The 19,810-nt window shown below is 52.4% G+C and carries 8 protein-coding genes; 7 read left to right on the top strand and 1 reads right to left on the bottom strand.

Translation table 11 applies throughout. From position 1 onward, the window contains the following. Positions 1-723: 723 nt before the first annotated feature. Entirely contained in the window at positions 724-3,459 is a 2,736-nt protein-coding gene (locus QGT73_RS14155) for an FN3 associated domain-containing protein (protein WP_280122858.1), read from the bottom strand. A gap of 332 nt (positions 3,460-3,791) precedes the next feature. Here QGT73_RS14155 and QGT73_RS14150 point away from each other — a divergent pair, with 332 nt between their 5' ends. From QGT73_RS14150 to QGT73_RS14120, 7 genes are read left to right on the top strand one after another with little or no spacing between them, the layout of a single operon-like run. Next, positions 3,792-6,095: a fasciclin gene (locus QGT73_RS14150; protein ID WP_280122857.1), complete on the top strand. Its 2,304-nt coding sequence runs from the start codon at positions 3,792-3,794 to the stop codon at positions 6,093-6,095. Between the two features lie 27 nt (positions 6,096-6,122). Further along, entirely contained in the window at positions 6,123-9,389 is a 3,267-nt protein-coding gene (locus QGT73_RS14145; RefSeq protein WP_280122856.1) for a SusC/RagA family TonB-linked outer membrane protein, read from the top strand. 8 nt (positions 9,390-9,397) lie between these two features. Beyond that, complete coding sequence (locus QGT73_RS14140) at positions 9,398-10,966, top strand: RagB/SusD family nutrient uptake outer membrane protein (protein WP_280122855.1); 1,569 nt, start codon at positions 9,398-9,400, stop codon at positions 10,964-10,966. Positions 10,967-10,984: 18 nt separating this feature from the next. Beyond that, positions 10,985-12,727 carry a fasciclin domain-containing protein gene (locus QGT73_RS14135; protein ID WP_280122854.1) on the top strand — a complete coding sequence of 581 codons (1,743 nt, stop codon included), beginning with the start codon at positions 10,985-10,987 and terminating at the stop codon, positions 12,725-12,727. Between the two features lie 39 nt (positions 12,728-12,766). Beyond that, complete coding sequence (locus QGT73_RS14130; RefSeq protein ID WP_280122853.1) at positions 12,767-14,542, top strand: fasciclin domain-containing protein; 1,776 nt, start codon at positions 12,767-12,769, stop codon at positions 14,540-14,542. A 19-nt stretch (positions 14,543-14,561) separates the two neighbouring features. Then, a complete protein-coding gene (locus QGT73_RS14125) occupies positions 14,562-17,705 on the top strand; it encodes a SusC/RagA family TonB-linked outer membrane protein (RefSeq protein ID WP_280122852.1) in 3,144 nt (1,047 codons plus the stop codon). A gap of 26 nt (positions 17,706-17,731) precedes the next feature. Beyond that, positions 17,732-19,414: a hypothetical protein gene (locus tag QGT73_RS14120; RefSeq protein WP_280122851.1), complete on the top strand. Its 1,683-nt coding sequence runs from the start codon at positions 17,732-17,734 to the stop codon at positions 19,412-19,414. Positions 19,415-19,810 lie beyond the last annotated feature (396 nt).

The following is a 19,810-nucleotide window of genomic DNA, read 5'->3' as shown; positions in this document are numbered from 1 at the left end:
GAACTATATGACCCGGCCTACCTGCCAAGAGACCCGAGATTAAAAATTGAGTATTAACATATTTTTACACTAATTTCTATCTAAAATCCTTGCGCAGGTCAGAGTAAACGGTTACTATCTAATCTGCGTCCTACGGACGCCCGTGCGGGATATAGAGTGGCATGTGTGGGGCCTGTGCGGTTGCGGATGCCTGCGGACGCGTATGCCAGGGACATATGATGCACCGATATTTCGGCTTGAGCCGTTACAAGGTGTCTTGCAGACACCTCCGGCGACGGGATTTCGTTCCGTATGCATCCTGAGCCTTCCAGGCTCGGATGCATACGGCTATCAATTTCCTGATGTCCCTGCCGGGACATCCTTTTGGCGTTTCAGACTGAAATTCTTAATGCCTGTCCTGAAATCCCCGAGGAGATACAAAAGTTTCATAAGCTCAATAAGAAACAAAAGTTTTTATTTCAGTGCATAATCGGTCGCTCCCAAGGGGGCGTCCGGAGGCATCCGCTACCGCAGAGGCATTCCACGCATGCCACACTTCATGCCGCATGAGCGACCGAAGGATGCCTTCGGTCGCTCTATTTAATCGTATGACATGTGTGCCGGAATTTTGACTTGGGATTGTAGTCGATAAAATGAAGCAGGCTGTGCGGTGGGGCACAGCCTGCTTGGGGGGATAGCTACGCTTTAGGTGGTGCGTGGCTTAGGGGTATGTCCTGTGAGGGATTACTTTACGAGTTTCTTGACTACAACCTTGCCGTTGGAAAGGATGGCGCGCATGATGTAGAAGCCGTTTTCGGGCTCAGCGATGCGCATACCGTTGATGTTGTAGTATTCAACTGCGATAACCTCGGCAGCTTCGTCGGTGATTACTTCCTCGATGCCGGTGTAGTCCTTGGAGAGTTCGCCGTTGTTGAGGATGTAGATATCATATACCTGAGCCTTGGAACCGCCGCCGGTGTGGGCTACACGTACATACTGCTCGCCGCCTTCGTTGATCGAGATGCGGTTTTTCTTGATGTAACGCTGGGTGTCAGCGAGGTTGAGGTCAGCGACCTTGGTCCAGTTCTGGCCGTCGGTCGAGGTCTGAAGCTCTACAATTGCCTTCGAGCCGTTGTTGCCGTTGCCGATATATACGACTACATCGAAGGGAGCGGTGAACTTGACAACCGATTCGATAGCGGCGGTGTAGGGGTTTCCGCTTGATTTGCCTCCGAATGTGATATAACCTGTAGAAGCGGGACCGCCGATGAGGTCGGTAGCAGCTTCGTGGTAGTAACCTGTTGTGCTGTTGCCTACCTCGGCAATGCCCTTATTGGTAAGCTCACCGGTGAGAACCTGGCCCTGCGAGAAGAGACGCCAGTCGTTTTCAGTGCCGTTGCCCTCGTTTGCACCCATTGTGCGGATGGCATTTTCGTCAGGAGCATAAATCGGTTTTTTAATGGGATTGCCTTCTTCATCTACGCCGTCTTCCTCGCCGATCTGTTTGTCAGAGTAGTATTCCCAAGCTTTCTTGCCCCAGTAGTAGTGAGCCTTGGCCTCACCTGTTCCGCTTTCGTGGGGAGTGGAGGGGAACCATGCGGCTGACGACGCGCTGAAGTGAGATACTGTGTCCATGCGGATGGTGTTGCTGTTGATGCTCTTGATGGCTACATAGTCCTCTGAGATGTCAGAGTTGAGAGCCTTGTCAAGAGTAGCGATAGCATAGATAGCGGTGGGCTCGGTCGAGAGAACGATGGGCTCGGTGTAGAGAGTAGCCTGGGCGGGGTTGATAGTGCCGTTGTTCATCCAGAATGTGTAGTAAATCTTGGCACCCTCGGCCTCGCTGGAGATTTCAACGGTGGTAGATTCGTCTGCCTGGGTCATTGTGAATGTGGGGGCGGAAGCCTGGTCCTGGATCTCTACCTCGTAAGTAACTACGTCAGAGGGGAGATAGCCGTCAAGAGTCATATAGGCCTTGATCATAGCGGGCTCGGTGAAGTCCATGGGGCCGTCGTAGACGGTGCTGTTCTCGTTGACCTCGGCGTCAGCACCGATGGCATAGCGGATAACGCCTGCGCCGGTGGCGGTCACTGTGGTCATGAGCTTCTTGAGCTCGGAAGAGAATACGGGAGCGGAAGCCTTGGTGACAGCCTTCTTTGACTTGGCGGCAACCTTGAGGGCGTTTGCAACGAGGCCCATCATGTTCTCACCTTCGGTGCCGGCTTCGGCTGAGAAGGGGATAAGGATGTGAGCGTTGCGGTTGGGGTTGTGTACGAGGATGTAAGCGGCGTCACCTACGGTGGCGAGCACATCGTCGTTGGCAAGATACTCGCCGGGAGTTACAACGGGAAGCACACCGTCGGCAACGAGCTCAAAGCCTTCGTCGTAGGTGAGGTCGGCAAAGAGAGCGTTCTCGAGATTCTTCTCCGACACGGTGATGGTGTTGGTCTCAGAGTCGGCTACGGTGCCAAGGCCCCAGCTCTCGATAAGAGCTGCACTCAGGTTGACAACGGGCTGATAGGCCACTGCGCTGCGGAGCACATCCTTGAGGGGGCTGTCGGCGGTAACTTTGTTGGAGATGAGGATAGCCTCATATTCCTGAAGCTGCTCGAGGGTGAGGGAAGCGTCGGAGAGGAATGAAGCCTCAAAGCCATCCTGCACGGCAAAGAAGAGGTCGTCCTCCTCGCCTAAGGGAGAGATTACGGCAATCTTTCTGTCCTCTTCCACTTCATCGCCACCATTGCCTACGGTTATATAATAGAGGTGGCAGCCGTCGGTATTGCGAATCTGAATGTCGACAGTACCGTCTTCATTGGTGGGCTCGGTGTCTTCGGGCACGAGCCATACGAGGTCCTGATAAGTCTTGGGGATTTCGACAGCGTTGCCTTCGGGGTCTTTGAGCTTAGTGCCTGAGGTGCCGCGGCCAACGTAGAGCTCAATACCGCGTGCGGCGGTCAGTTTGTGTGACTCGACACCAATCTTGATTTCGGTGCCGGGCTCAACGTGAGGAATTACGAAATAATTCTTTGTTTTGCCGCCAAACCAGAGGTAGGAAGAGCCGTTGTAGGGACCGAAGTCTGTTGCGCCGGTGTCGCCATAGTTGACTGCGATGGCCAGCGAACCGAGAGTGGTGTTGGTGTAGTAGAGACCTTCAAGCTCGGCGATAACCTGACCGCTGGCCATTAAGTATTCATCCTCGGTCGTGTTGATTTTCCACTGCCAGAAGCAGTTGTCTTTGGAAATATCGGTCGGTGCCGATGAGCCTGATTTTTCTGCATCAGACCATTCGCGGGTCTCGGCATTGCCACCTACAGCGTTGGCTGCCTTAAGATTGGCTACTGTTGTGGAACTCCATTTGGTGAAGTCCCATGACTTACGGTATTCCTGAGCGGAGGCAGAGGCAGAGAATGCCATTGCAAGTACCGCTGCAGAAAGGGCTTTTACGCCCCACCGTGCATTACATGCGTAGTCTTTTTTCATGATAATTTTAGTTAATAATAAAATATTAAGTGTGTTAAGATTAACTCACAGTCGGTTTAAGGTAATACGTTGATATTTAATGATTGATTTGATGTCCGACAGATTTAAGCCGAAAAAAATTCGTTGCAAATGTAAGCATAATTTATGGTAAATTTATGAGAAAATGTGAAAAAAAATTTTTTTTTTGTTAAAATTCTCATACCTTTGCACTGTATTTGGCCCAGAACGCATGGAGAAGTTGTGCCTTGTTGCGAACCTCCGGCCGTGTACACAGTAACTACCTTAAATTACGTAAATAATTAAAATTTAACTAAATCTAATATCAAATTTAAATGAGTAGGATTAAACGTTCTTCACTCCTTGCCGGGGTAGCATTGGCATTGTGTGCCGGTGTGACATCGTGTAAGGATGACGATCTGGCTTCCGATGATCATTACAAAATTCCCGATTGGCTGAAAGGCAATGCCTATGAGGTGCTGCAGAAAGATGGCAATCACAGCATCTTCCTTCGGGCGATTGATTTGTCGGACTATCGTGAGATAGTAGCCGGAAAGAGTATTTTGACAGTGATCGCTCCGAGCGACGACGCGTTCCGTCAGTATCTGTCAGAGAAAGGTTATAGTTCGATCGACGAGTTGAATAGTCAGGACCATGCATTCCTCAACAAACTCGTGGGGTATCATCTGATGTATTATGCCTTTGACTGGAACAAGATGGTCAACTTCCGCCCCATGGAGGGAGACGGAGCCACAGAAGGATCGTCAAGTGTTTTTGCCGGTTATTGGTACAAACACCGCACCCATGCCTGCGACCCGATAGAGGACCGCGTGGCTATAGTCGGCGGCGGTGACCCTATTAATATCAAGGTGTATCATTACGACCTTTATATCCCGGTGCTCTCCAACAGACTCTTCGAGACCCGTGGTATCGACGCAGCCTACAACTACAATTATTTCTTCCCTAACTCCAAGTGGGGCACCCCGACTGCTGCCGGCATATTCAATATCGCCAACGCAGGCGTCGAGGGTGGAGCCGTCGTGACCGACAACGGCTATCTCTATAATGTGGACCAGGTGGTGGAGCCGCTCAACACTCTTTACAATGAGATGGCTTTGAACCCGAAGTATTCCAAGTTTCTCTCGATCTATGACAGCTACAGCCAGTATGTGCTCGCTTCGGACGAAGTGCGCTCGTCGCTCGGCTATGACGTGTATCTCCACAGTCACGGCGATCTTCCCAATATCGCGTGGGAGTGGCCGGTGGAGAGCTATTTGCTGGTCAACATGCTTGAGAGAGCCGGCTATAATATCTTCGCGCCGTCCAACACTGCCATCGATGATTTCTTCCATAATTTCTGGACTTCGGAGACCGGCTACACATCCGTTGAAAATCTTGATCCTCTGATACTCCAGTATTTTGTCAGACAGTCATTTGGTGCAGAGACCGACATCGCCTTCCCCGAGGAGATCAAGCGCGGTGACATAAAGACCGTCTACGGCACCACTATCGACATCGATCCCGACCAGGTGACCGACCGCAAGCTGTGTGCCAACGGTGTGTTCTACGGTATGGACCACATGGATATGCCCGCCATATTCAGCTCAGTGGCCGGCCCGGCGTTCAAGGACACCGACTTCAGATGGTATCTCTACGCGCTCGATGCCAGCGGCACTATGCTCCCGCTCGCCTCGCGCAACGCCAACTTTGTGACGCTCATTCCCAACAATGACCAGATAGCCAGTTGCGACCCCGCCATACAGCTTGCCACGACCGTTACCGGCAACGAGCTCCAGCAGTATAGCGACGAGGCCGGCGCGTTTGTCAAGATGAGCAGCAACGCACTCAAAAACATCACCGACATCCACGTGGCCCAGAATGTCAAGGAGCTCAAGAGCACCGGCACTCAGGTGATTCCGACCAACGCTCCTTACAACTACTGGTTTGTACGCGACGGCCGCATCACCACCAACGCACTGTTCAACCGTCAGCTCGCGCTTGAGAACAACGGCGATCCTTTCGTGGATTTCCATCCGATACTCAACGACGGTCATGCATGGGACAACGGTTCGTCATACTCTTATGACGCCTCGACCATCTTTGCACAGACATCGGGCGACGGTCTCGGCCACCTTCTCTCGGTGGGCAATGACAAGAACTATAAGTATTATATGTTTGCCCAGTTGCTCAACAAGGCCGGTCTTATCACCAGCGGCGAACTCAGCATGAGCATCGCACCGGCAGGAAACCGCTTCATCCTCTTCGCTCCCACCAACGAAGCCATCACACAGGCTCTCGCTGACAAGGCTATCCCCGGAGCAACATCACTGAAGGTGTCCAACGGCACACTCTCAGGTACAGTCAGCGGCACCAACAAGGCCAATCTCGCCAACTACCTGCGTCAGTATTTCGTCTCCTCACTGATGAATCCTTTCAGCGACTATCCCTACCCGGGCTCGACATGCCGGGGTGAATTTATCACTATGGCCAACGAGGAGAAGCTCACCATCTATGACAACGGCACGTCTCTCTCCATCGGTTATCCCGGAAAGACTCCTGTCATGGTGAATAATGAGTTTGGCTATCTGCCATTTGCTTACAGCGACGGTTGCCTCCACTTCATCGACGGCATCCTGTAAAGATTAACCTGATACACCATGAACACCATGAATAATATACACAAAAGAATGTTGCTGGCACTCATAGCCATTCTGGCCTCGGCCGGAATGAGTCTTTCGGCCCAGCAGGTCATTTCGGGTTGCGTTACAAGTGAGGTGGCCGGCGAGGAGGAACCGGTAATCGGAGCCAACGTCGTGCTTGTCAACAGCCAGAACCGTTATATAAAAGGTGCTGTGACTGACTTTGACGGAAACTTCACTCTCGAAGTACCCGCAAATGCCGGTAAACTCAAAATCCAGGCATCATATATAGGTATGGAGACACAGAGTGTCGACTATACCGGCCAGACTGTCCAGAATTTCAAACTCGAGTCGACCTCTACGCTCAAGGAGGTAGTGGTCGTGGTCGAGAAGAGCGACGATATGGGTATCACCCGACGTCTGCAGACCGGCTCGGTCCAGAAACTCGAAGTAACCGGCCTCGTGGAGCAGAGCCCTGTCGCCTCGATCGAAGAGGCTATCCAGGGTCAGATCTCAGGTCTTGACATCAGTATCGGCGGTGACCCAGGTGCCAAGAACGCCATCCAGATACGCGGTATCAGTTCGCTTGACGACAACAGCGACCCGCTCATCGTAATCGACGGCGTGCCTTACTCGTCAGACATCTCCGAGGGCTTCAGCTTCTCGACCGCATCGGCCGAAGACTTTGGCGCACTGCTCAATATCGCACCGACCAACATCGAGAGCATCGAGGTGCTCAAGGACGCTTCGGCTACCGCCATCTATGGTTCGAGCGGTGCCAACGGTGTGATTCTTATCAGCACCAAGCGCGGCGCAACAGGCAAGACCTCGTTCTCGCTCTCGACCAAAATCACATCGAAGCACGAGCCTTCGTCAATACCTCTGCTCAACGGCCGCCAGTATACCGCTCTTATGCAGGACGCTCTCTGGAATGCCGCCAATGCCAAGGGTGTAACCTCTGCCGCATCAGAGATGGACAAGCTCTTCAACTCTGACGAAATCAACTATAACCGCGACTACCGCTACTATGACGAGTATAACTGCGACACCGACTGGCTCGGATATGTCAAGCAGGACGCTCTCATCATCGACAACAACTTCGCGATGAGCGGCGGCGGCGAGAAGGCTACATATCGTCTGTCGGTCAACCAGTACAGCGAGGACGGCACAACCAAGGGCACCGACCTCAGCCGTCTGCAGGCCCAGTTCAAGATTACCTACAACTTCTCCGACCGTCTGCGCGTACACACCGACTTCTCGTTTACCTCGACATCCAAGAATGCCAACGTGGTCGAGAACGTCCGCGCAATGGCAATGCAGAAGATGCCCAACCTCTCGCCCTACTGGATCGACGATGCCACCGGCATGGCCACCGATCGCTACTTCACACAGCAGAGCGACTTCCAGGGTGGGTTTACCGGCATAAAAGACAATAAAGGCCAGGGCAACTTCAACCCAGTGGCCATGGCCAATGAAGGCTTCTACAAGACTTCGCTCCGAGAGGAGAAGATGACCATCCGTCTCGACTATGACTTCCCCTTCCGACTCAAATTCCAGGGTTGGGTGTCACTCAACATGAAGACAAACAAATACAAGCAGTTCCTGCCCCAGTCGGCTACCGGTGTGCTGTGGAACAATACATTCGCCAACCGTTCGTCGGACGCTATCACCGACGCGTTCACTCTGCAGAGCGAGGCAAAACTCTTGTATAACAACACATTCAATGAGAAGCACAACGTAGTGGCCACAGCTCTCGTGCGCACCTATCAGACCAACTCGTTCTCCGAGTCTTCGATGACCTACGGTAACGCATCGTCGTCGCTCGCCGACCCCGTAGTGGGCAGTGTAGTGGCAGGTGCAAACTCAAGCAACGGCGAGAGCCGCTCGTTCAATCTGGTAGGCCAGGCTGTCTACTCCTATGACGAACGTTATGCCGTCAAGGCCTCTATCACCTATGAAGGCAACTCGGCCATGGGTTCGCGCAACCGTTTCGGCTCATATCCCGCGTTTGGTGTGGCATGGAACATTGACCGCGAGCATTTCCTCCGCAATGAGAAGTTTGACTGGCTCGACGAGGCCAAGATCCGTGTCAGCCTCGGCTGGTCGGGCAAGGCTCCCTCAGGCGCGGCCAAATATTTCGGCGCGTATTCGTCAATGGGCCAGTATGTCGACAATCAGGCTATCGCTCCCCTGCGCATGCAGCTCGACCGCCTCAAGTGGCAGACCACCCGCGAGATTGACTACGGTTTCGACCTCCGTCTCTGGAACCGTCTCAGCCTCACATTTGACTACTATGACAAGAAGACTTCCGACCTTCTCCTGAAGGAAACCGCACTCCCCGCAACTACCGGTTATGACAAAATCGCGTGGATCAACTCGGGTATCCTCTCCAACAAGGGTGTTGAGTTCCGCTTCGACTGGCAGGCTTTACGCTACAAGGACTGGAACCTCTCGTTCAACGCTAACATCTCGCGTAATATAAATAAGGTGGAGGAACTCCCCTCGACCTACGTGCAGGAAAACTACTCGTTCGGCAACGGTGAATACGCTCTGCGCATTGTCGAGGGCTCACCTGTCGGCGCGTTCTACGGCTACCGCTACCAGGGTGTCTACCAGAACACCGCCGAGACCTATGCCCGCGACCGCGAGGGTAACGTGATGTACAATTATAAAGGCCAGCCCATTATAATGCACAACGGCAACCAGACCGTATATCCCGGTGACGCACGTTACGAGGATATCAACCACGACGGCGTGATCGACGAGAACGACATCGTGTATCTCGGCAACGCCAACCCGAAATTCACCGCCGGCGGTGGTTTCAAACTCAAATGGAAGGATTTCTTGCTCACGACCTTCTTCTACGGCCGTTTCGGTCAGAAGGTCATCAACCAGGCCCGTATGGACCTCGAGAGCATGTATAATCACAAAAACCAGTCGACCGCAGTGCTCCAGCGTTGGCGTGCCGAAGGTGACGACACCGATATCCCCCGCGCACTCTGGGGTATGGGTTACAACTACCTCGGTTCGGACCGCTTTGTCGAGGATGCCTCGTTTGTACGTCTCAAGACACTTTCGATCAACTATAACATACCAAAAAAATTCCTTCAGAAGCTCGGTATCGGTCTCTCAAAAGCCAACTGCTTCGTGACCGGCTATGACCTCTTCACCTGGACCGGCTATAAGGGCCAGGATCCCGAGGTAAGCCTCCCCACCGCTACCAAGCTCGTAAAGGATGGTTCGCAGACACCTGTCTCCAAGCGTTACGCATTTGGTCTGACTCTTAATTTCTAATACTGATTATGTTTAAGAAAATAATACATTCGCTTGTAGCCGTGACGATGCTGACCACAGCCACATCGTGTAACGACTGGCTTGAAGTCAAGCCCAATAACGAGCAGATAACAGCAGATTTCTGGAAATCCAAGGAGGATGTCGAGTCGGTAGTACTCTCCGGCTATGTATATCTCCTCAATTCCGTGCCGACCCTCATCAAGTGGGGCGAGCTGCGTGGTGGTACATTCTACACAATGACCACGGAATACAAGCTGCAGGATTTCAACCTCACGACCACTCACTCGATATGCAATTACGGCACGATGTATAAGATAATCAATGCCGCCAACTCAGTGCTCAAATATGCTCCCGAAGTGTGTGCCAAGGATGCTACCTATCATGAATCCATCATGAACGCGCATCTCTGCGAGGCTTACTTCCTGCGCGCCTACACCTATCTTGTGCTTCTCAAGAACTATAAGGAGGTGCCTCTGGTGCTTGAGCCTTATGTCGACGATACGGCATCGTTTGACATCGCCAAGTCGCCCGAAGAGGTAATTGTGGCCCAGATCAAGGCTGACGTAGAGGCCGCTCTCGCCACCGGTGCCGCCAAAGGCCGTTACGGTGACGACACATGGGAAAACCAAGGCCGTGCCACCAAGTGGGCCCTCTATGCCCTCATGGCCGATGTGTGTCTCTGGAGCGAGGATTACGACACCTGCAAGGAGTATTGCGACAAAATCCTGCTCGCCACCGATGCTTTCCGTCCCACTCTGCTCAGAGAGACATCAAAGTGGTTTGACATCTTCTGCCCCGGCAACTCCAACGAGGGTATTTTTGAGGTATGCTGGAACTATCAGCTTTCCAACGGTACCAACAACAACTTCATGGGCCTCTGGACCCTCGACAACTCTTCGTCGGACCTGCGCTTCACCACCAGTGCAGTCGAGACTATCCGCGATGAGGCTATGGAACTCTATGCCGCCAATCCCACTGCTCAGGGTCGTGTAGGTCGTATCGACCACGCTTCGGTATATCTGGGCGAAGGTACAGGCATCGCCAATTATGCCACTGCCCAGACTATGTATCTGTGGAAATATCGCGGCAGTGCCGAGGTCGAGGTAGAACGTCAGAACGAGAAGGACGCCAACTTCATCATCTATCGTGTGGCTGACATCATTCTCACCAAAGCTCTTGCCGAGACAATGACCGGCAACTACCCCGAAGCATTCCGCCTGCTCAACCAGATACGCAATCGTGCCGGACTCTCCAACTTCCAGGAGATTGCCGACGACGATGCCGCAGCTATCGCCAACCTCGATGAAATCACTCTGCTCGAGGGTATCATCAAGGAGCGTCAGATGGAGTTTATCGGCGAGGGCAAACGCTGGTATGACATCCTGTGGTTCGGCCGTATCGAAAACAATAAGTACAAGGAGGATTTCATCGACCTTGTAATCGAAGGCAATATGACCACCAACGCTTCATGGATCCGTTCGGTGCTCGCAAATACCAACGCATGGTATATGCCGCTGCCTCAGAGCGACATCGACCACAACCGTCTTCTCATACAGAATCCCTATTACTCAAAATAATAAGTAGAACACTTCATCATGAAAACGACATTTTTATCGAAGGCTCTTGTCGCCCTGACTGTGATGGCGGCTACCCTCACGTCGTGTGACAAGGACGTGTTCGACCCTTCCGACCACGACGGAGGCGTTTACAAAAGCGCGCTCTATTCACCTATAGCCGAATATATCGACGGTGAGGCTGATTTCACCGAGTATGCCAAGGCTCTGCGCTACTCGGGTACATTCAATGCACTCAATCAGTCGACTGCCGGCGTAAGTTTTACCGCTCTTGTGCCCACCAACGAGGCTATGCAGGAGTTTTATAGCCGCCGCGGTGTCAGCTCGCTTGAGGAACTGACCCCCGACTATGTGCGTCACTTCGTGCTCTATCACACGGTCAGCGACTCAATCGCTATTGACAAATTCGTGACGATGAACGAAATCATCAATATCGAAGGAGAACCGATGAGCGTATGGATTGACCCCGAAAATGCCGGTCAGGCAGTGCTCGGCGATGAGGCCCGTATCACCGAGATGGGTCTGTCGGCCTCAAACGGTAAGATTTATGTGCTCTCAAGCGTGCTCACTCCTCTGGTCGAGACTCTGGTTGACCGTGTTACAGATCAGGGCAACTCTTCAATCATGCTTCAGGCTCTCGAGGCTTCGGGCTGGAAGAAGGAGCTCAGCACTATCGCCGATACGACTGTGGTCGAGGGCATAAGTCAGATACGCAAACGTTACTATACACTGCTCAATGTCACTGACGAGACATTCTCGGCCGCCGGCATCGGCTCGCTCGATGCTCTGAGAGCCAAACTCGTCTCGCTTGATACCCGCGGTCTTACTCCCGACAGCCTTCTGCGCGAATATGTGGCATATCACATCATGCAGAGTTCCTATCGTCTCGCTGACCTCGCAGGCGGTGAGGGTGAGGTAAGCAGCCGTCTCCTCGGCTCCAACGCCCGCAACCAGATTATGTCGATCGATTATGACGGAACTGTAAGTGAGCTTGAAAGCCGCTTTACATTCAATGCCCAGGGCACTTCGGCATCCTTCGTCCGCGGAGCATGCGACATCCAGGGCAAGAACGGTTACGTGCACAATCTTACTTCCTGGCTTCCTGTCTGGGAACCTCTCCAGACCGAAGTCATCTGGGACCTGGCCGACTATTCGGATATAAAGGCTGCTGTCACATCATACGGTATGTCATACGCTCCCGCCACTCCGACCGACAAGGACTACAAGATGGGACTTGGCAATACAGTCTATACTTATGAGATGGGTGAGGGCGGCAAGGGCTCAACCAGCTATAGCGAGGGTGTAAGCTATGTGACACCCAAGTCCATCCGACTCCCGTCGTCGGCCAACCCCGAGATCGTGAGTGCCGAAGGCTACCGCAACGACTTTGTCGTGTTCAACGTCGGCTATATGGGTTCCGTATCGGTCAAGACTCCCGTGCTTGTCAAGGGCAAGTATCGCGTAGAGCTTTGCTACTATTACGCTACAGGTCTCAACTTCGTGCGTACACAGGGCTCAGGTTCAAACGGCGGTCTTATATGCCTCTCGTTTGACGGACGCGACGACGTGAAGGACTATCTCAACCCCTACAAGCAGATACCTTCGAGTGTCACCGGTTTCTATCACTCTACAATCTTCAATGAAGTGACTTTTGACGAGACCACCGACCACGAGTTCAACATGATAGTCATGGACCCCGCAGCTTCGACAAGCTCCAGCTTCTATCTGGCCTTTGACTACATACGTTTCGTCCCCATTGACTGAAATCATTCTCCATTGATAAACACAAGCAAATAACAGACAATGAATATCATATCTTCCCGCCTCTCGCGTCTGGCCGTAGCCGCCGCTGCTGTCATGGCACTCCCCCTCTGGGTGGGTTGCTCGGATCTTGAGGACGATGACCACTATTCCAATTCCTCGACCGAGATCCGCAATCCCGAGCTCAAGATAGTGTCTCAGACCTCTGAGGACTATATCAAATCGCAGCCTTCGCTGTCGGAGATGTATGAGCTCCTCAACTCGGCAAATATCTTCGGTGAGCTCCGCGAAAAGGGTCAGCTCGCCACCATCCTGATGGTCGAGAACTCCGACCTGGTGCTTCCGGCTTCCAAATCGACTGTCGACAAGGACCTTGATTTTCTCATCCGTTCACACATCAGTGACATCTCCATCTCTCCCGCCAACCTTCACGACGGCGAGCGTCTCATGATGTGGCACGGCAAGTATGTCAACATCTCGATGGACGAGGAGGGACGCAACGGTCAGATTATCGGACACGTCAATTTCAACAACGGTGTCGTAAAGGAGGTCATCCAGACCACCAACGGCTATATCTACGTAATCTCCGAGGCTATCCAGACCCCCACATCGCTTTCCGACTATATCGACAATCTTTCTGACGAGTATTCGATATTCCGTGACCTCGTCAAGTCGTCGGGCGGCAAGGAGTTTCTGAAAAACCAGAGCAAGCCTCTTTATATCAACGAGGAGGGTAACACGGTGTATGACTCGGTGTTCCGTTACACCAACGAGCACTTCGACGCCGTAGGTTTCGACCTCAATTCCGAGTCGCTCACCGCCACTATGCTCCTCCCCTCCAACGAGGTAATCAATGCTGCTCTCGAGGAGGCTCACAGCCGTCTGGCCGAGTGGGAGATGGTTCGCTCCGACTCAATCATCAAGGCATGGATACGCGACGTTTGTTTCTTCAACAAACGCTATGCAGCCACTGACCTTAGTGTCCCCGCCGCCGTGGCCGATCCCGAGGCTATCGATGTCAACTCGGTGTTCTCAAAGCAGTGGCGCAAGACCGCCCAGTTGCTTGACAACGACTCCGAGGAGCTTTCCAACGGTGTGGTCCACAAGATTTCCAAGCTCTATATCCCCACCAATATCCTCATCTATCGTCTCAAGGACTGGTTCTATCACTATGAAGTATGTACGGATGTCCAGAAGGCTTCTTACTTCAAGATGGAAAACATGGTATTCTCGAAGTGTGATGTAGGTGTGGCCGCCTGGACCCCGCTGCCCGGCGTATGGCCCGAACACGAGTGTCGCGCACTCCTCCTCGCGCCGACAAGCGATGAGACCAAGGAGCTTCCGTTTACCCTTGATTTCACTCCTATCAAGCCTGTAGAGGATAATGCCGGCAACACGGTAATCCGTCCCTATCTCATTCCCCCGGGCTCCTATCGTCTGGCCTTCGGTTCAAAGCAGAATCAGAATCTCAACATCAATGTATCGGTTCTCGTGAACGGTCAGGTAGTGGCCAAGAGCGACGGTGAGATTATTCTCGGAACTTCCACCACCTATCACTATGACCGTGGCACGACGCTTCCCAACCGTTATCCCGAGGGTTATGATTCCTCTTACGTTCAGCAGGTAGGCGGAAACTCACGTGCCGGCAACTATGACACAGACGGCGGTCTCCTTATCAATGAGGTTACTATCCCCGATGTCAATGGCGACGGCTCAGGTGTACCCATCGTGATTCGTATCGAAGCCACCAACTGGAATCAGCAGTCCTCTTTCACCTTAAATCACTGGTGTCTGCGTCCTACAGTCAACTGTTACTAATGAATTACTACGACACACTATGAATATGAATATTAAAAAGATTGCCCTCAGCCTTTCGCTCCCTCTGGCGTTTGTGGCAGGAGCGTATGCCGAGACTGTCACAGGCCGGGTAATCGGATCGGCTAATCAGCCCATACCCGATGTGGTCATCACATGCTCAGGCTGTGAGACTGTCCGCACCGGTGCCGACGGCTCCTTTAAAATCGACGGAGTCAAGAACGGCGCGACCATCAACCTTATCCGCGAAGGTTACTATCCACAGGCCCACATCATCCACGATGCTCAGAGCAAGACTCCCGTCAGCATCCACATGATCGAGACCGCCCGCTCACGTTATAACGAGACCGCTGTACTCCCTTCGGGCAAGAAAGAGAACGATGCGAGTGTGGCCGGTGTGCAGAATCTTACCCGCAAGGACTTTGGCCTTGGCTCTATGTCGGTCGACCGTGCCATGAAAGGCGTGTTCACAGGCCTCAATGTCATCAACAAGAGCGGTATGACCGGTGAGGGTTCGTATCTGCAGATGCGTGGCGTCAAGTCGCTCTTTGCCGAGAACTCTCCCCTGATCGTGATCAACGGCGTGCCCTATATTCCCGATCTCAACGAGAGCCCGATTGTCAGCGGTTTTTCCAAATCGCCTCTTCAGGCCTATAACAACCAGGACATCCGCAACATCACCGTTCTCAAGGGTGCCGAAGCCGCTCAGTATGGTTCGCTCGGTTCTAACGGTGTCATCATGATAGAGACCGATCAGGCAACTTCGTCTGACGTCAATACACGCATCTCTTTCTCGGCTGTCTACGGCCACAACTGGAACAAGTCGCGCATTCCCCTCATGAATGCGTCACAGTATAAGACTTATCTCACCGACATGGGTCTTACATACTATGACAATCAGGAGGCATTCTTCAACGAGTTTACCTTCCTCAGCGACCCCACCACCGCCAACTCCAACCTCTATCAGTTCAACACCGACTGGCAGGACCAGCTCTTCCGTAATTCCAACACGGCCGACTTCCTGTTTCGTGTAGAGGGTGGTGACAACATAGCCAAGTATAATATCTCGCTCGGATATATGGGCGACAACGGTACGATTAAGAATACCAATTCAAACCGCTACAACGCTCAGGTCAATGCATCGGTGCTCGTAAGCCGTCAGATTGAGATTCAGGCCAATATCAACGCCTCTTACATGAACGGCAAGTATCAGCATCAGGGTCTCGGAGTCGAGACTTCACCCCTGATTGCCGCCTATCGCCGCTCTCCGCTGCTCTCTCCTTATGCGAGCGATATGTATGGCAACCTTATCGACGAGTACTCCAACTATTATTACGGAGCTATCGAGAACAAGGATTTCTGGACTTCCAACCCGCTTGCCATTGTTGACAAACTCAACAGCAAGGGCCGTCAGTATGACATGAACTCCAAGTTTCACGTCTACTATCGTCCGCTGCGCAACCTCACCTTCTCGGGCGCGATTGCGATGTACTACAACTACAATCAGGAGGAGACCTTTATCCCCGGTATAACCAACATGGACATCGTGCCTCTCCATGACCAGTATGGCGATGCAGAGAACTCGGTGCGCGTGGGTACATATCATACCTTTAATATGTACTATGCCCTCAATGGTGCCTACAATCTCAACCTTGGCGGCGGCCACCATCTCGACTTCCTCGTCGGTTATCAGGCTCTGACCACCGACACCGAGTATGACGCAGCCTTTGGCCGTAACACCAACAATGACTTCTATCAGACTCTCGGTGACACAAAGGCTCTCGGCCGTTACTTCTCCGGATTCAACAACAAGTGGAACTGGATGAATGTATATGCCAACATCGACTACCGTATGCTTGACCTCCTCAAGCTCGGACTGACAGCTTCATGGGACGGTGCTTCATCGATCGGCCAGGATGCTACCCGCATGACTTTCTATCCCGCAGGTGATATTACCTTCATGGCCGCCCAGCTTCCCGGTCTGCGTGAGAGCGAGTGGCTTGACAAGCTCAATGTTTATGCCAACTATGGTCTGACAGGTAACTCCCGCTTCTCGACCAAGCTCGGTAAATACTACTACACTTCTACTCCCTATCAGACTGTAGCCGGTATCATCCGTGCCAATGTGCCCAACACTAAGATCAAGGCTGAGCGTGACCTCACACTCAACGTGGGTCTTGAGACTTCGCTTCTCAACAACCGCCTCCAGATCGGTGCCGGCTACTACAACATTGATGCCCGCGATGTACTTATGGCCGGTGAGCGTTCGTCGGTGTTCGGTACCTCGTCCTACTACAACAATGATGCACGCATCGAGTCAAAAGGTTTTGAAGCCAGCCTCTCGGTCATGCCAGTCAACACTGGCGACTTCCGCTGGATGATCGGTGGCAACATCACCACTCTCAACAATAAGATACGTTCGCTTGGCAACCTCGACCGCATCATCACCAAGCTTGACAACAATGCCCAGATGATTACCGAGGTAGGCGGAGACCCCTATGCATTCTACGGTTATCGTGCGCTCGGCGTATTCTCAACCACAGCCGAGGCTGAGGCCGCCAATCTTGTCAACCGTTCCGGCACTCCCTATCAGGCAGGTGACATCCACTATGAGGATGTTGACGGCAACGGTATCATCAACGACAACGACCGTCAGGTGCTCGGCTCGGCCACACCCGACTTCTTCGGCAGCTTCTTCACCCGTCTCGAGTGGCGCAACTGGGCCCTTGACCTCACTTTCGCTTACTCTCACGGCAACAAGGCCTACAACGCCGTACGCCGTCTGACCGAGAGCGGCAAGGATTTCTCCAACCAGTCCACCGCTCTCATGCGCCGCTGGTCAATGGAGGGTCAGGTTACCGATATCCCCCGCGTATCTTATGGCGACAAGGTCGGCAACAACGACTTCTCTGACCGCTGGATCGAGGATGCATCCTATGTAAAGCTCCGCGACATCACCGTAAGCTACACTTGGGATAAGCCTTTCCTCTCATTCTTCCAGGGTGGCACCATCTACGTTACCGGCGAGAACCTTCTGACCGCAACCAAGTATCTTGGCCTTGACCCCGAGTTTTCCTACTCCAACTCTACCGTCCTTCAGGGCGTGGATTACGGCAAGGTCGGTGCTCCCCGCTCGGTTAAACTTGGCGTGAACCTTAAGTTCTAATATCTCTCCACATGATCAAAGTAACAATGAAAAAGTTCATATACAGTCTCTCTATAATGATGTCGGCCATGACCTTCACCGGCTGCTCCGACTTCTTCGACCCCGAAACCGATGACCAGCTCAACGGTGAGGACTACATTTCGTCTGACACCGAGATGTACACCGGCTTTCTCGGCATCATGACCAAGCTGCAGGCCATCGGCGACAAGGAGATTCTTCTCACCGACACCCGTGCCGAACTCCTTGAGACGACCTCCAACTCCACTCCCGAGATCATCTCGCTCTATAACTATGACGAGGATCTCCGTGGCAACAGCTATGCCAATCCGGCGGCCTATTATGACGTAATCATGGCCTGCAACGACTATCTTATCAAGATGAAGGAGTATGGCAAACTGACAGGCGTTGACCCTGAGATATGGGCTGACCTCGTGTCATCCACCATCCGTGTAAAGGCATGGACTTACAAGACCATTGCCGAAATCTATGGTGAGGCTATGTGGTTTGACTCGGCCGTTACCGAGTTTACCGAGCTTACGCCTGCCAACGGCTTTGAGCTCCTTCCCGTCAACGAAGTTATGGACCGTGCTCTCCAGCTCATGGAGAACGGTTGGAACGGAGTACCCTCCAATCGTGACATCAACTGGATTGCATGGCTTGACCCCGACAACATCACCTCAATCGCCAACTCTTCGTTCCGCCAGTGGAACCACATGGTGCCTGCCTATGAAGGTGTGTACTCCGAGTTGCTTCTTTGGAAGGGTGCTATTGTCGATGCCACCTCCGGTGATATTGCGGCAGCGCAGCCTTACTATCAGAAAGTCTGCGACCTCATCCTCCCTGCCATCAATACCGCCCTTATCGGCAACCATGGCACACACCCCTATTGGATTACCAGCAACGGTAACACCGGTCAGTGGAGAGGAGTATTCTCCAATCCTACATTGGGATTCTATGAGATTATCTCTGTGATCCTCTATGATTACGAGCATAATCAGAACAACACACTCAATGACCATTTCCTCTATTCCGACTGCAACAGCTATCTGCTCCGTCCCTCCAAGTTTGGCATGAACCGCTGGAAAGACAGCAGTTTCAACCCCGGTGCGACTGAGGATACCCGTTATCTTGGTACATTCCGCTATCCCACATCAGCTCAGCCTGTCATCTATAAGTATTCTGTGACATCGCGCACATCACTGTCGGATGTACACATCATTACTTATCGAGCCACACAGTATCACTTCTATCTTGCCGAGGCTCTCAACCACCTTCAGCGTTACGTAGCGTCGTCCGCTCTCATCAACAATGGTGTCAACGGAGCTTATGATGCAGAGGATGCCGAGTGGAACGGTTTTACTGTCAACTGGACCAGCAATGCCGAGTGGGGAGCGTTCAGGTATCCCAACACCGGTGTCCGCGGATGTCATGAGATTCCAGGCCGTTCAATGATTACTGATCTCGACGAGAGCGAAGTGTCGGCAGCCGAAGCTATCAGAATCAATGATATGCAGATTCTTGACGAGGCTCTTCTTGAGTTTGCCTGCGAAGGCCGCACCTATGCGTTCATGAACCGTATGGCTCTCCGTTATGGCGACCTCTCGATTGTAGCTGACCGTGTGGCTCCGAAATATGAGGCCACCGGCAAGGACGCTCTGATACGCGCCCGCATCCTCGACGGTGCCAATTACGTACATTACGATCTTTAAGGCACCCTATAAGTAACCGCAAGAGACATCACATTACGCTTCAGCCCTCCGGCCGCTTTCTCATAGGCATCCGGAGGGCTGTCATTTTTGATGTAAAAGCAGATAGCGCAGACTCATAATGCTTGAGCCTGCGCTATCTATTATTGCTGTCCAATAAAACTTGATGACAGCAATAGCTTTTCATGATTCCTTTTTGAAGAAATAATACAGTCCGGGCACACCTGTAAGTTTAGCAAGGTGTGCCCGGACTGTATTATCGGTTTTTTATTTATATTATAATATCAATACTTCGGTTATTTTTTGAGAATTTGTTAACGGCTCCGAGGAGCCAAGTGTTTAATCCGTTAAAAATCTGATGTTTAGCATGAAAATTTAACACTAAAAATTTGGTCAAGT

Source organism: Duncaniella muricolitica (assembly GCF_910574735.1).
Lineage (GTDB): Bacteria > Bacteroidota > Bacteroidia > Bacteroidales > Muribaculaceae > Duncaniella > Duncaniella muricolitica.
This window is presented reverse-complemented; position numbering and strand designations above follow the sequence as displayed.